General features: G+C 59.7%; 16 protein-coding genes. 2 read left to right on the top strand and 14 right to left on the bottom strand.

The window, feature by feature from the left end; genetic code table 11:
• Positions 1-210 precede the first annotated feature (210 nt).
• From MUY21_RS04875 to MUY21_RS04920, 10 genes are all read right to left on the bottom strand, one after another.
• Complete coding sequence (locus MUY21_RS04875) at positions 211-705, bottom strand: hypothetical protein (RefSeq protein ID WP_248409245.1); 495 nt, start codon at positions 703-705, stop codon at positions 211-213.
• Positions 698-1,558, bottom strand: coding sequence for a phage minor head protein (locus tag MUY21_RS04880; protein WP_248409246.1), 861 nt, complete (start codon positions 1,556-1,558; stop codon positions 698-700). The genes MUY21_RS04875 and MUY21_RS04880 overlap by 8 nt, the downstream gene beginning before the upstream one ends.
• A gap of 334 nt (positions 1,559-1,892) precedes the next feature.
• Entirely contained in the window at positions 1,893-3,077 is a 1,185-nt protein-coding gene (locus MUY21_RS04885; RefSeq protein WP_248409247.1) for an amino acid aminotransferase, read from the bottom strand.
• 2 nt (positions 3,078-3,079) lie between these two features.
• A complete protein-coding gene (gene sseA / locus MUY21_RS04890; protein WP_248409248.1) occupies positions 3,080-3,934 on the bottom strand; it encodes a 3-mercaptopyruvate sulfurtransferase in 855 nt (284 codons plus the stop codon).
• Positions 3,935-4,180: 246 nt separating this feature from the next.
• Positions 4,181-4,633: a YaiI/YqxD family protein gene (locus tag MUY21_RS04895; protein ID WP_248409249.1), complete on the bottom strand. Its 453-nt coding sequence runs from the start codon at positions 4,631-4,633 to the stop codon at positions 4,181-4,183.
• Positions 4,634-4,639: 6 nt separating this feature from the next.
• Positions 4,640-5,473, bottom strand: a complete 834-nt coding sequence (gene fghA / locus MUY21_RS04900; protein ID WP_248409250.1) for an S-formylglutathione hydrolase — start codon at positions 5,471-5,473, stop codon at positions 4,640-4,642.
• Between the two features lie 34 nt (positions 5,474-5,507).
• Positions 5,508-6,620 carry an NnrS family protein gene (locus tag MUY21_RS04905; protein WP_248409251.1) on the bottom strand — a complete coding sequence of 371 codons (1,113 nt, stop codon included), beginning with the start codon at positions 6,618-6,620 and terminating at the stop codon, positions 5,508-5,510.
• Positions 6,617-7,543, bottom strand: coding sequence for an AEC family transporter (locus tag MUY21_RS04910; RefSeq protein ID WP_248409252.1), 927 nt, complete (start codon positions 7,541-7,543; stop codon positions 6,617-6,619). The genes MUY21_RS04905 and MUY21_RS04910 overlap by 4 nt, the downstream gene beginning before the upstream one ends.
• Before the next feature lie 76 nt (positions 7,544-7,619).
• The gene (gene mbfA, locus MUY21_RS04915) at positions 7,620-8,597 is read right to left on the bottom strand and encodes an iron exporter MbfA (protein WP_248409253.1); all 978 of its coding nucleotides are present in this window, start codon (positions 8,595-8,597) and stop codon (positions 7,620-7,622) included.
• Between the two features lie 126 nt (positions 8,598-8,723).
• Complete coding sequence (locus MUY21_RS04920) at positions 8,724-9,836, bottom strand: S-(hydroxymethyl)glutathione dehydrogenase/class III alcohol dehydrogenase (RefSeq protein WP_248409254.1); 1,113 nt, start codon at positions 9,834-9,836, stop codon at positions 8,724-8,726.
• 112 nt (positions 9,837-9,948) lie between these two features.
• Here MUY21_RS04920 and MUY21_RS04925 point away from each other — a divergent pair, with 112 nt between their 5' ends.
• Positions 9,949-10,227, top strand: coding sequence for an I78 family peptidase inhibitor (locus tag MUY21_RS04925; RefSeq protein ID WP_248409255.1), 279 nt, complete (start codon positions 9,949-9,951; stop codon positions 10,225-10,227).
• A 36-nt stretch (positions 10,228-10,263) separates the two neighbouring features.
• On the opposite strand, the gene MUY21_RS04930 is transcribed toward MUY21_RS04925, so the two are convergent.
• The 4 genes from MUY21_RS04930 to paaI all read right to left on the bottom strand — a co-directional run bounded on the left by MUY21_RS04930 (position 10,264) and on the right by paaI (position 13,169).
• A complete protein-coding gene (locus MUY21_RS04930; protein ID WP_248409256.1) occupies positions 10,264-10,707 on the bottom strand; it encodes a cytochrome c in 444 nt (147 codons plus the stop codon).
• A gap of 96 nt (positions 10,708-10,803) precedes the next feature.
• Entirely contained in the window at positions 10,804-11,382 is a 579-nt protein-coding gene (locus MUY21_RS04935; RefSeq protein WP_248409257.1) for a TetR/AcrR family transcriptional regulator, read from the bottom strand.
• A 3-nt stretch (positions 11,383-11,385) separates the two neighbouring features.
• Positions 11,386-12,693, bottom strand: a complete 1,308-nt coding sequence (paaK, locus tag MUY21_RS04940) for a phenylacetate--CoA ligase PaaK (RefSeq protein ID WP_248409258.1) — start codon at positions 12,691-12,693, stop codon at positions 11,386-11,388.
• Positions 12,694-12,737: 44 nt separating this feature from the next.
• On the bottom strand, positions 12,738-13,169 hold the full coding sequence (gene paaI / locus MUY21_RS04945) for a hydroxyphenylacetyl-CoA thioesterase PaaI (RefSeq protein ID WP_248409259.1): 432 nt from the start codon (positions 13,167-13,169) through the stop codon (positions 12,738-12,740).
• Between the two features lie 335 nt (positions 13,170-13,504).
• On the opposite strand from paaI, the gene MUY21_RS04950 reads away from it, so the two are divergent.
• Positions 13,505-13,846: a DUF2794 domain-containing protein gene (locus tag MUY21_RS04950; RefSeq protein ID WP_191285972.1), complete on the top strand. Its 342-nt coding sequence runs from the start codon at positions 13,505-13,507 to the stop codon at positions 13,844-13,846.
• Position 13,847 lies beyond the last annotated feature (1 nt).

The following is a 13,847-nucleotide window of genomic DNA, read 5'->3' on the forward strand; positions in this document are numbered from 1 at the left end:
TTTTGTGGTTCCTTCGAGGTTTCGATGACCGCTCTGAGCCCAGAGTGACGGATGCTGAGTGACGCTCGATGGTCGGCTTTGTCGCGTCTTTTCGCCAAATCGCAGCAAAAATTGAATGTACAGGGCTTCAAAACTGCTCGGAGGTAAATGGCAGGCGACTACCGTGCGGTAAATTCTAACAGCAAACGACTGAGTTGGACTTCCCGGAAACTAAAGACCACCGGTGCCAATTACGATCCACCGCGTCCGACAGGTTTGATTGGCATATTCAGGTCGTCTTTGCAGCTCCATCATGACGACATGAGAGCCTACGACATTGATGCCTTTGTTTCCCATCGGTGCACCAGCTTCTGAAACGAGTTTCTCGTAAAGTGCAGGATCTTCAGCTTTGAGAACCAAACCTGTGTCTTCGCGCCATGCGAACCAGAAATCATCTTCAGGATCGGCTTCTAGCGCGAGCCCGTGAACTGTTGTTTCTGTGGCGTAGAACGGCCATGCGTCTCCGGGTAGCAGCGATTGACCGTTGTCAAACTTGGGAACGATATCTGGTCTGAAATATGGTCGGTTCAGATCAATCAGAGCTTGTTTGCCGATGTTCAAACCATTGGGAAGTTGCACGCAGTGCGTCGGAACTCCCCATAAGAATACCAATGTAAGAACCGCAGAGAGCGCTCCGATTACCAAAAGGGAGCCGAGTCTATCCATATGTACTGCGCGCAGGGTCCAAGTAGATTTGGCCGCTCAGCGTCCCTGACCAATCGTCAGTTATCGAATACGGTTCACCGGTTTGAACCCCAAGCCGTTGGGGGCCACGCGGTGGCAGGCCGGTACGGCCCCTGAGATAATTATCGATGGGTCTGTGGATGTTCTCAAAGATTTTCTCGCCCGGATCAATGATCTCAATGCCTATGTCGGCAGGGTCGGCAAATTCGTCCCTCAAATAGAAATCAAACGAGCCTTCCACGCTCAGGACACCATGCTGTTCTTCTACGTTCCCTGAAAATTCGCCGCCGATCACCGTATCACTGATACTGAAAACGACACCGGTCATGCCATAGGTGTTGTAAAACGTGTCAGTGAAACTGCCATCTCGTTTCTTTCGAGCTTCTCTGGCAACTTGGTCCTTCAGCTTGCTCTCCACCTGAGCCATGTACTCCTCAACGATTGCGGAAAGATGGCCGGTCTCGCGTACGGTGACGCCTCTACCGTTTCCACGGTAGTAGTGGTTCAGAAAATCCCTGCTACTCCAAGCGGCACCGCCGCCTGAGACACCCTGCAAGGAGATTTCCATGAATTCCGAGGTCTGTGGGAGGTATGGTTCTGCCGTGCAGCGGCACCCATAGTCTTCCCCGGGGTGGCCACCTTCTGGTGGATCGTCCCATGAAAAAACTTGGCCTTCGCGTTCGGCATGTGATGATCGAACCTTGCCGTCGCGCCGCGTCCGCCAGATGTAATGGGTGGTAGGCTTGGTGTACTTCGTCTCAACACGGATTGGCGTGCCCTTGCGCAGATATTGCACGAAGGCTTCTCGATATTCTTGAGGATCAATCAGCGTCATATCGCACACCAGGCTTTTTTGTTCAGCGCATGATTGTGCCGTTCAGTGTTTTAGAAATGGTTAACAATGAGTGCGCTTGCCCAACTTAAAAACTCGATCACCACTGGCTGCAACACCTCCTCGACGATTCCATTGATTTGCACTTTTCAACCTGAACAAATGCGCTAGTCGCCACCATAGCTCTAAAGCTCCTTTGATAGTCAACGGCTGGTACGAACCTGCTTTCGTGGGCTAGTGTTGTTGTTTGATCAAGCAGACCTTAGAGGTGAACAGTTGAAAGGCAGAAAAGTCCGCATAGCAGACTTACAGGCACACAGAGGGATAAGGCTGGGGCCTAAACCCCAACCTTAACAATCGCTTCTGCCAAGATCGGCACGGTTTCCTCATTCAGCCCCGCGATATTCATCCGAGAGTCGCCCACCATATAGATCCCGTGATCCACGCGCAGCGCCTCGACCTGTTCGGGCGTGGCGCCGAGGCGCGAGAACATGCCGCGGTGGTCGGCGATGAAGCCGAAGCGGTCTGACCCGGTCCGGGCGCGCAGTTCGCCTGCCAGTTGCTCGCGCAGGGCCAGCATACCTGTGCGGACTTCTTCCAACTCGGCCATCCAGTCCGCCTTCAACCCCTCATCTTCAAGGATCATGGTCACCAGACGGGCGCCGTGATCGGGGGGGAAGCTGAAGTTCTGGCGGTTCAAATGGGTCAGGTTCTGCTGGGTGATCCCGGCCTGCTGGGCGTTGTCCGAGATGCCCACCAGAAGCCCGGTGCGCTCACGGTAGATGCCGAAGTTTTTCGAACAGCTTGCTGCGATCAACGCTTCCGGCACGGTTTGCGCGATCAGGCGCACGCCGGCGGCGTCTTCCTCCAGACCGTCGCCAAAGCCCTGATAGGCGATGTCGATCAGGGGTGTTGCACCCTTCTCGACGATCAGGTCCGCAACCTCTTTCCACTGGGGCAGGGTCAGGTTCGCGCCAGTCGGGTTGTGGCAGCAGCCGTGCAAGAGCACCGCATCGCCCGCCTTGATGCCTTTCAGGTCTTCCATCATCCCGTCGAAATCAACCGCGCGGCTTTCATTGTCGAAATAGCGGTACTCGGCCATTTTCATGCCAAGATGCTTGATGATCGAGGGGTGGTTGGGCCATGTCGGTGCCGACAGCCAGATCGTGGCGTCGGGCGAGGCCATCTTGATCAACTCGACCGCCTGGTGGATCGCGCCGGTGCCACCCGGTTGGGCCGCCATCGACAGGCGGTCAGCCGGAACGCTGTCAGCCAGAACAAGGTCGGACAGGGCGCGCCCGAAGGCCGGATCGCCCGCCAGCCCGGTATAGGACTTTGTGCTTTCAAGATCCCACAGCACCTTTTCCGCCGCTTTCACGGCGCGCATCACAGGGGTCACGCCTTGCGGGTTCTTGTAAACACCAACACCCAGGTCGATCTTCCCCTCGCGCGGGTCTTCGCGATACTGGCTCATCAGCGCCATGATCTTGTCTTTGGGCTGTTCTTTGAGGTTCGTGAACATCGTTATTCTCCGGTTTCGACTTTCAGGTCGTTATACATGCCCCACTCGGCCCAGCTTCCGTCATAGACGGCGTGGCGATCATGGCCAAGCCGTTCAAGCGCCAAGGCCAGGATCGCGGCGGTGACGCCTGATCCGCAGGTCAGGATCGCGGGTTTGCGAAGGTCCACCCTGCTGCTTTCAAAGATGGTGCGCAACTCGTCCGTCGATTTCATCGTACCGTCATCGTTCAGCAGGGTGGCAAAGGGCACGTTCTTCGAATTGGGGATGTGCCCTGCACGCAGACCTTCGCGCGGTTCGGGGGCTTCACCGCGAAACCGCTCAGCCGATCGGGCGTCGATGATCTGGTGATCGCCCAGCTTCGATGCCGCCGCGACCTGCGTGACATCCTTGACCATATGCGCCTGCCTTGCGACGGTCATATGCCGGTCACGCACAACCGGGGGCAGGTCTTCGACAGGGTGCCCTTCGGCCTGCCATTTCGGAAAACCGCCATCCAGCACCGCGATGTCCTTGTGACCCATCAGTCGGAACATCCACCACACGCGCGCCGCGGAAAACAGGCCCATCCCGTCATAGACAACGATCTGATGCCCATCGCCGATACCCATCGTCCGCACACGCGACATGAACTTTTCAACCGGGGGCATCATATGGGGAAGGTCCGACCGCAGGTCCGCAATCTCGTCAATGTCAAAATACCGCGCACCGGGAATATGGGCTGCATCGTATTCAGCCCGCGCATCGCGATCCATGTCCGGCATATACCAACTGGCGTCGATGATGCGCAGGTCCGGGTCTTTCAGATGCTTGGCAAGCCAGTCGGTTGAAACCAGCGTTCTCGGGTCGCTATGCGGCATGACTTTCCCTCCGGTCAGTTTGCATAACTGCCTAGTGTGCAGGGCGCAATTACGCAAGACTGCGCGCGCAAACATCGGATGGGCGGTGGAAAAAAGGGAAGGCCGAAGCCTTCCCTTTCACTGGTTATCAAATCACTTGCTGCCAATCTGGTTTCAGACTGCCAGACAGGGCAGGGTGTCGAAAGGGGAATGGTTGAGGGCGGCTCCCCAACCTGTCAGGTGAAGCGACTGCGGCCCCATTCTTGCTCAGGTGGAGGCGGGCGCGCGTCGCAACGCCAGATCCAGTGCTTCGCGAAACCGTGCGCGGTCTGATTTTGAGAACGCCTTGCCGCCACCCTGCCGAAACGGATCGGCGGCGCGCAGGTCGGTCATCAGATCGCGCATCGCAAGTTGTTCACGCACATTGGCCTGAGTGAAGCGCTCGCCGGTATGGCGCAGAACCTGTGCCCCGGTCTCGACGCATTTGGCCGCCAACGGGATGTCTCCCGTGATCACCACGTCTGACGGCCCGGCGCGATCGGCGATCCACATGTCGGCCACGTCGGGGCCGTCCGGGACATAGATCATCTCGACCAACGGGTTTTGCGATGGTCGCAGCCCGCCATTGGACACAAACAGGATGCGCGTCTTGTGCCGGGTTGCGACCGCTTCGGCCTCGGCCTTGACCGGGCAGGCATCGGCGTCGACATAGACGACCATGACCGTTCAGGCCCACAGGGCCTCGGCGTGGAAGCCGATATGCTCTTCCATGAACGAGGATACGAAAAAATAGCTGTGATCATAGCCCGGCTGCATGCGGAACGACGCCTGTTGGCGACGCGCGGCGATCGCCTGGGCCAGAGTTTCAGGGCGCAGAAGGTCGATGAACTGGTCCTTCGTCCCAGTGTCGATCAGCATCGGCCCGTCAAAGCCGCGTTGGCTCATCAAGTGACTTGCATCATAGGCCTGCCAATCGGCGTCCTCTTCATCGCCCAGATAGGCCTCTAGCTGTTTGCGGCCCCAATCGGAGGCGGTCGGGTTGCAGATCGGCGAAAAGGCGGACACGGACCGGAACTGTTCGGGCAGGGTCATCGCGATGGTCAAAGCCCCATGCCCCCCCATCGAATGCCCGGTAATTCCTTGCCGTTCCGGGTCCAGCGCGAAGTGATCGAACACCAGACCCGGCAGGTCCTCGGTGATGTAATCCCACATCTGGAAATTCGCAGCCCACGGATCCTGCGTGGCGTTCACATAGAAGCCCGCGCCTTGCCCCAGGTCATAGGCGTCATCGTCCGCCACCCCATCGCCGCGCGGGCTGGTGTCGGGGAAAATCAGCGCGATCCCGTGTTCCGCCGCCCAACATTGCGCGCCTGCTTTGGTCATCGCGTTTTCATGGGTGCAGGTCAGACCCGACAGATACCACAGCACGGGAACGGGGCCGTCCTGCGCCTCGATCGGGGTGAACAACCCAAAGGTCATGTCGGTGCCGGTTGCACGCGAAGCGTGTTTATAGACACCTTGGGTGCCCCCGAAACAAGCGTTTTCCGATAGCGTTTCCATCTGCGGCTCCTTCATGTTGACTGGACCGAGCTAACTAGACCCGAGGTGACAGTGCAATGGGGAAGACGCGAATGAAAAAGCAGATCATCGCGACCGACCAGAAAACCCCGCCCAGATGATAGAAATGTGTGGGATCGCCCGTCCAGTCGGCGGTGACGCGCAGCACGGCGCCGATATGCACGAAATTCAGATAGATGCGGTCGAACCGTGTGCCTTCGATCGGGCGGCCGGAATGGCCCAGAAGGGCGCGCAGCATGGTGATCATGGTGATCGAGCCGATCGCCCCCGCGCCGATGGCATGATGGACCTGCCCGATATTGGCAACATCCGTCAGCGATGCCAGCGCCAGAAGCGCCATGGACAGAGGCAGCCAGGCATAACCGGCGTGTTGCGCAAACAGCAGCGGCTCTTGCGTGACGGCAAAGCCGCGCCAGCGCGACAGGCGCAGGACCAAGGCGATGGCGGCGGATGAGGCCAAGAGGCCGGTGACCGCACTGGTGTCGAACACGATCCAGCTTGCCACGCTGGCCACACTCAGCCCGATGGCAGCCTGGTCGACCAGACCAAACGCAGCGGGCAGGTTTGTTTCATCACGCTTTTTCAGCCAGTTCCGGCTGAAGGCAGGGGTGATGCGTCCGCCGATATGCATCATCAGCACAAACACCAGCGAAAAACCCAAGGTCAGCCCCAACAGGGCGTCTGACAACAAAAACACGGCCTGTGCCAGCCCAAGGGCCAGCACCACGCCAGCAACCACATAGTTGCGCCGATTGCCTGCGGTGACCAACTCGCGCAGCGCCAGAAGGGCAACGATGGGCAGAAATGCCAAGGTCACGGTGTGCGACAACGCCCCTTCGGGCGCCGCAAACATGGCAATCCGGGCGGTCAGCCACAGACCAAACAACGCGGCCACCATCTTCGGCCCCAGGGCCGGGCGGCCTGTCCAGTTCGGGATGGCGGTGAACAGAAATCCAGCGATGGCGGCGGGAACATAGCCCCACAGCATCTCGTGCTGGTGCCACAGCAGGGGGTCGTTCATACGCTCGACCAGCCCGGCGTGATAGATCAGCCAGATCGGAATCGCGGTTCCCGCAAACAGGGCTGCGAAGGAAAAGAACAGGCGATAGGCGCCGGACAGAACAATCATGGAGTAACCCAGGCAAGTATGGCAGAGATCGTCAGAATCGACGCGCATGTCGATACCAGAATTGCCGCCGATGCGCGCTGCGGCGCAACGCCGTAATGCTGGGCCAGAATATAGACGTTTCCAGCGACAGGCAGGGCGGCGGTTGCTATCATCACGCTGGCGGCGAATGGCTCCACGTCAAAGATCAGAAGGGCGGTGACCGCAACGGCCAGCGGATGCAGGACGAGTTTGGCGAAGGAAAGCCAGACGGCGACGCTCAGCCGTTCTGCGGATTTGGCAGCCAGCGAAGCGCCGATGGCGAACAAGGCCCCCGGGGTTGATGCGCCGCCCAGCAAGTCCATGAAACGGTCAACTGCTTCGGGCAATGGCCAGCCGGTCGCGGCCCATGCAAAACCAAGCGCCATCGAGACGATCATCGGATTGTTCAACAAGCCCTTGCCGACCGTGCGCAGGACCACCGGGCTGACCCGTCCGTCGCGTGACCCGGTGATCAGGATCACGATGAGACTGCTGAACAGAAAAAGGTCAACCGCCAGCACCATCATGACCGGCCCGACCGCCGCCTCTCCCATCAAAAGCGCCAGCATGGGCACCCCGAGGAAACCCACATTGCCGACCACGGCGCATTGCGCCTCGACCGCCGCCTCTTCGACCCCGCGTTTGCGGATCAATGCGACCACGGTTGCCAGAATGTAAACCGCGCCCGCCCCCAGCGCATAGGCCCAGATGAACGGCCAGCTGATCACCTCGTCCAGACCCAGATTGGCGGAAAACCGAAAAAGCATCGCTGACAGGGCGAAGTAGAACACGAATCTTGTCAGATAGGCCGTGGCCTCGGGTGGGAAAAACCCGCGCGCCGCGGCGCCGTATCCCAATCCGATGACGGCAAAGAAGGGAAGTGTTTGCAACAGGATGTCGATCATTTCCCAGCCCTAGCATGGGGAATGGGGATTGACGAGATGCGAGTTCAGCGTGCGACAGGCGTGGGTTGCGCAGGCATCAACCGCCCCCGATCAACGCGCCTGCGGCAAAGACCAGCGCGCCCCCCACCACCACCTGCAACGTGGCGCGCATGAAGGGCGTTTGCATGAAGCGGTTCTGGATCCAGACGATGGCCCACAACTCGACGAAGACGACCAGAATGGCAATGGTCGTGGCGGTCCAGAAATCGGTGATCAGATAGGGCAGGGCGTGCCCCAGCCCGCCCAACATCGTCATGATGCCCGAGGCAAAACCACGTTTCACCGGGCTGCCACGTCCCGACAATTCGCCATCATCGGACGCCGCTTCTGTGAACCCCATCGAAATCCCCGCCCCGACACTGGCCGCCAAACCGACAAGGAAAGTCGTGTGTGTATCGTGGGTGGCAAAAGCCGTGGCAAAGATCGGTGCAAGGGTCGAGACCGAGCCATCCATCAGCCCGGCAAGCCCCGGCTGCACCCAGGTCAGGATGAATTGACGATGCGCGTCGGCATCTTCTTCCGTGCGGGCCTCGCCCCCAAGGTGGTCGGCTTCCAGTTGTCCGGCCACGTTGCCGTGATCCGCCTCGGCGGCGGCCAAATCACCCAGGAGCTTGCGGATATTCGCGTCCGATGTGCGGTCTGCGGCCTTGCGATAGAACTGTTCCGCCTGACGCTCCATTTCGCGGGCCTCGCCACGGATCGTCTCCAGCCCCAGATTCTCGACCAGCCAGACCGGGCGGCGGGCATAGAACCCGGCCACGTGTTCGCGGCGGATCAGTGGGATCATGTCACCGAACCGCGCCTTGTGCGCGTCGATCAGCAGGCGGCGGTGTTCGTCCTCTTCTTCGGCCATGCCATCGAACACCTTGGCCGAGGCCGGAAAATCGGCGCGCAAAAGTTCGGCATATTGGCGATAGATGCGGGCGTCGTCTTCTTCGTTGGAAATCGCAAGGGCCAGGATTTCCTGCTCTGACAGATCCGAGAAACGACGACGATTGAGAGTGCCGGACAGCATGGAAGGCTCCTAACTTAGAATGGTTCTAATTTATGGATTTTCCGACGCAGCACAAGTCTGCAATTTGACGCGGGGCAGGGGAGTTTTCGCCCGCCCCGTGTCCGGTTCATTCGTGCACTCTGCGGGTCAGTAGATCACCACGCTGCGGATGCTTTTGCCTTCATGCATCAGATCGAACCCCTTGTTGATGTCGTCCAGCCCCATCGTGTGGGTGATCATCGGGTCGATCTCGATCTTGCCATCCATGTACCAGTCGACGATCTGCGGCACATCTGTGCGCCCGCGCGCGCCGCCGAACGCGGTGCCGCGCCAGACGCGGCCTGTGACAAGTTGGAACGGGCGGGTCGAAATCTCGGCGCCAGCCGGCGCCACGCCGATGATGACGCTTTCGCCCCAGCCCTTATGCGCGCTTTCCAGCGCGGTGCGCATCACGCCGACATTGCCGGTGGCATCAAATGTGTAATCCGCGCCGCCGCCGGTCAGGTCGACCAGATGGGCGACCAGGTCGCCGTCAACCTTTGACGGGTTCACAAAATGGGTCATGCCGAACCGCTTGGCCATCTCGACCTTGGAATCATTCAGGTCCACGCCGACAATCTGATCCGCACCCGCAAGGCGCAGCCCTTGCAGAACATTCAGGCCAATACCGCCCAGACCAAAGACGATCGCCGTTGATCCGATTTCGACCTTGGCGGTGTTGATCACGGCGCCGACGCCGGTGGTCACGCCGCAGCCGATATAGCAGATCTTCTCAAACGGTGCGTCCTTGCGGACCTTTGCCAGCGCGATTTCCGGCAGGACCGTGTGATTGGCGAATGTCGAACACCCCATGTAATGCAGGATCGGCGTACCATCGAGCATCGAAAAGCGGCTGGTGCCATCGGGCATCAGGCCCTGACCCTGCGTGGCACGGATTGACTGGCACAGGTTCGTCTTGGGGTTCAGGCAGTATTCGCATTCCCGACATTCCGGCGTGTAAAGCGGGATCACGTGATCGCCAACCTCAAGCGAGGTGACACCCGGCCCAACCTCGACCACCACGCCTGCGCCTTCATGGCCCAGAATCGCCGGGAACAAACCCTCGGGATCGGCACCCGACAGGGTGAACTCGTCCGTATGGCAAATGCCGGTGGCCTTGATTTCAACCAGAACCTCGCCCGCTTTCGGGCCTTCCAGGTTCACCTCCATGATCTCAAGCGGTTTGCCGGCTTCAAGGGCAACGGCGGCACGGGTGCGCATCGGCTTTCTCCTGTTCTGTGATGGTGTCAGGTTGCGGGATCGACGCGCCTTTTTCAACCTTGCTGCACCCCCCCTCTTGCCACGAGACGACATTGCAGCGCAAATTGACTGCATGAGAGCTGTCACGACCCTGATCATCACCGTCGCCCTGACCGGATGTCTTGCGGCCAGCCCCCCTGTGCCTGCGCCCGACACCTTTGTACCCAATTGCGGGCAGGACAGGTTTCGCGGGCTGGTGGGGCAGGACGCGGCAATCCTGCGTGAACTTGACCTGCCCGGGACGACGCGCGTGGTGAAACCCGGTATGGCGCTGACGCAGGATTACCGCCCGGACCGGCTGAACATCTCGATTGACGAGGATGGCCTGATCAACCGGGTCTGGTGTTCCTGACGATCACCGAACGGATGAAAACCTCCCGCGCCGGGCCTATTCGCGATAGTCGCGGTGGCAGGCCTTGCACGTCCCGCCAATCTTTCCCAACGCCGCGCCAAGGGCAGACTCATCGCCAATCGTTCCGACACTGGCGGCGGCAGCGACCATTGCTTCGGATTTCTGCACGAAATCGTCGAAATTGTCCCAGATGGCGGGCAATGCCTCGGATTTCGGGTCTGTTTCGTTGGCTCTGAACTTTTCAGGAACCTTCTTGCCGTCATGAGCCATGGCCGCAGCGGCAGCAGTTGCTTTTCCCGCGTCAAACGGGATTTTTCCCTTTGCCATGTCCCCAAGCGTTTTCATGCTGCCCTGGATCGCCTTCATGGTCATCATGCGGTCCATCACAACGGGGTTCTTCACATCGGAATGGGCAAGGGCCGGAGCGGCAATCAATACGCTCAGCGGCAAGACAAACAGGGCGGGTTTGAATACTGACATGGGTCATCCTTTTGAACAATGGTGGCGTGATTTTAGCCACAGACGCGCAAAAGGAAAATGACAGGATGGTGAGGGCGCCGGACTACAGATCGCGAGTCAAAGGGCGCGAAGCCCGCCCAGAATCAGATCGGTGACAAGATCTGCGTATTCATCGCGATCCAGCCCCTTACCGGGGCGGTTCCACATGTAATACCAGTTCAGGATGCCGAAGACCGACATGGTCACCGCACGCAGGTTGCGGTTGCCTGCGAAGGCTTCGGGCGCCTCGTTCTGCAAAGCCTTTCCCATCATGTCGATCAGGCGGCGCTGAAGGTCGATCAACGGCGCTTGCTGCTCGGCCTCCAGCACGCCCAGGCTGTCCAGTTGCAGCTTGTGTTCGGCATCGGCCCCGCGATAGGCCTGAAGAATGGCGCGCACCAAGCCGCGCAACCCATCGGTGCGCGGCGCGGATTCGACTTTGGCCACCAGACCCGAAAGATGGGTGTCCAGAATGTCGAACAGCAGCGCCTCTTTGCTGTCGTAATAGTGATAGATCAGCGCCTTGGACACGCCGCAATGCTTTGCCGCTGCCGTCATCGAGGCACGATCGAAGCCGTGTTCAGCGAAATAGCTGGCTGCCCCCTTGCGGATGGCGGCACGTTTTTCTTCGTGGTCTCGGGCGATCCCTCGCGGCATGGGTCACTCCTTCGGGCGGTTGTCGACGACCCTTACCGCTTTCCCCTCGCTGCGCGCAACCTTGCCGGTCGGGACCACATGCACCTTGGCACTGACGCCGACATTCGACTTGATCTTGGCCGACAGGGTGCGGGCGGCGGCTTCGGCACCGTCCTGTGGCATGCCTTCGGCCATTTCCACGTGCACATGCATCTCGTCCATCCGGGCGGGGCGGGTCAATTCGATCTGGAAATGCGGGGACAGCGCGGGGACATCCATCAACTGTTCCTCGATTTGGGTGGGAAACACATTCACGCCGCGCAGGATGATCATGTCATCCGACCGCCCGGTGATCTTTTCCATTCGTCGCATGGATCGGGCGGTGCCGGGCAAAAGGCGGGTCAGGTCGCGGGTGCGATAGCGGATGATCGGGAACCCTTCCTTGGTCAGCGAGGTAAAGACCAGCTCGCCCAGTTCGCCATCTTCAACCACCTCGCCGGTGTCGGGGTTGATGATCTCGGGATAGAAGTGATCCTCCCAGATATGCAGACCGTCCTTGGTTTCAACGCATTCATTGGCGACCCCGGGCCCGATCACTTCGGACAGGCCATAGATGTCGACCGCATGCATGTCGAACGCCTCTTCGATCTCACGGCGCATGTTGTTGGTCCATGGCTCGGCCCCGAAAATGCCGACCTTCAGGGGGCTTTTGCGCGGGTCGCGGCCCTGTTTGGCGTATTCATCCAGAATGGACAGCGCATAGGAGGGCGTCACGGTGATGCCATCGGCGCGGAAATCTTCGATCAACCGCACCTGGCGCTGGGTCATGCCACCTGACACGGGGACCACGGTCAAGCCCAGTTCCTCGGCCCCGCCATGCACACCGAGCCCGCCGGTAAACAGCCCATAGCCATAGGCGTTATGCAGCACGTCCCCGCGCCGCAAGCCGGATGCGCGCATGCAGCGCGCCACCACGGTCGACCACATTTTCAGATCGTTCTTCGTGTATCCGACCACGGTCGGCTGTCCGGTCGTGCCCGAGCTTGCATGGACACGGGCGATCTGGTCGCGCGGGACGGCAAACAGGCCGAACGGATAATTGTCGCGCAGATCCTGCTTTACGGTAAACGGAAACTTTGCCAGATCGGACAGGCTGTGCAGATCATCCGGGTGAACGCCCGCGTCATCGAAACTTTTGCGATAGAACGGCACGTTGTCATAGGCGTGTTTCAGCGACCATTTCATGCGCTCAAGCTGGGTGGCGGCAATCTCGTCGCGGGATGCAATTTCGATCGGGTCCAGATCTTCCTTGCGAGGCGTCAGGTCTTTCATGTCTCTCCTCCGGCGGGGGTAAGCCCGCCCCATGTCAGTCGGGTTCAGTCGGTTTCGTCGAAATGCGTGCCGGAAATCTGGCGTGAATGCCCACGAAACAGGGCCACGGCGCGCCCATCTTCCCCGGTGACGGTCACGTCATAGATGCCCGAGCGCCCGTTGCGGCTTGTTTCCGTCGCTGTGGCCACCAATCGCTCACCCAGCTTTCCGGGCGCCAGATAGGTGATCGAATTGTGCTGCGCGACGACACGGTGGTTATAGCTGTTGCAGGCGAAGGCGAACGCACTGTCCGCCAGCGTAAAGATAAAACCGCCATGGCAGATCCCGTGCCCATTGGCCATGTCTTCGCGCACGCGCATCGAGATCACCGACCGACCCGGCGCGATGCTGTCCAGTGACATACCCAATCCCTGCGATGCGGGGTCGTCATCCCACATCAGCTTGGCGGCGCGTTCTGCACGATCTTGTGGCGTCATGTGTTCCCCCCGGCCAGTCTTTCAGAGGATGCACAAAGCCGACCGTTCGGTCAATAGTGTTCAACACCTGACGGCATGACACACTGCACAGGTCGGCCAGTTGCGGTGATGCGTTCGGATGTTTGCTGCCCCAAAGGTAGACCCGGTGCCGCAAACTGGGTGGGGGCTGTTACTGCGACACCGGGCTGAGCTGACGCTCTCTCTACGTATTCAGAAATGCCGGGGTAACGCGGCGTCAAGAAGGAAGCGGTGTGGTAACTTCTGCACGAAAGCGCGACCAAATCTGGGCAGGGATTGATTTGTTTGCCATTGAACGGCAAGCTGAGGTCATGAACATGCCAAACCTGACGCCCTTTCCGGGGCAAGGCCAGCCCGTCGATCAAGTTGTCTTTGATCGCAGAGAGTTAGGCACCATCATGGGTCTTTACGGTCGCATGGTTGCCGCCGGTGAATGGCGCGACTACGGTATGAGTTTCCTGCGCGAGGTTGCGGTTTTTTCGGTTTTTCGGCGCACTGCGGAAACGCCGCTGTACCGGATCGAAAAGCGCCCCAAGCTGCGCAATCGGCAGGGGCAATACGCAGTGATCGGCATGGACGGACGCATTTTGAAGCGCGGCAGTGACCTGCGCGCGGTGCTGCGTGTGCTGGAACGCAAGCTGATCCGCGCGGTCGAATAGG

The organism is Aliiroseovarius sp. S2029 (assembly GCF_023195575.1).
Lineage (GTDB): Bacteria > Pseudomonadota > Alphaproteobacteria > Rhodobacterales > Rhodobacteraceae > Aliiroseovarius > Aliiroseovarius zhejiangensis.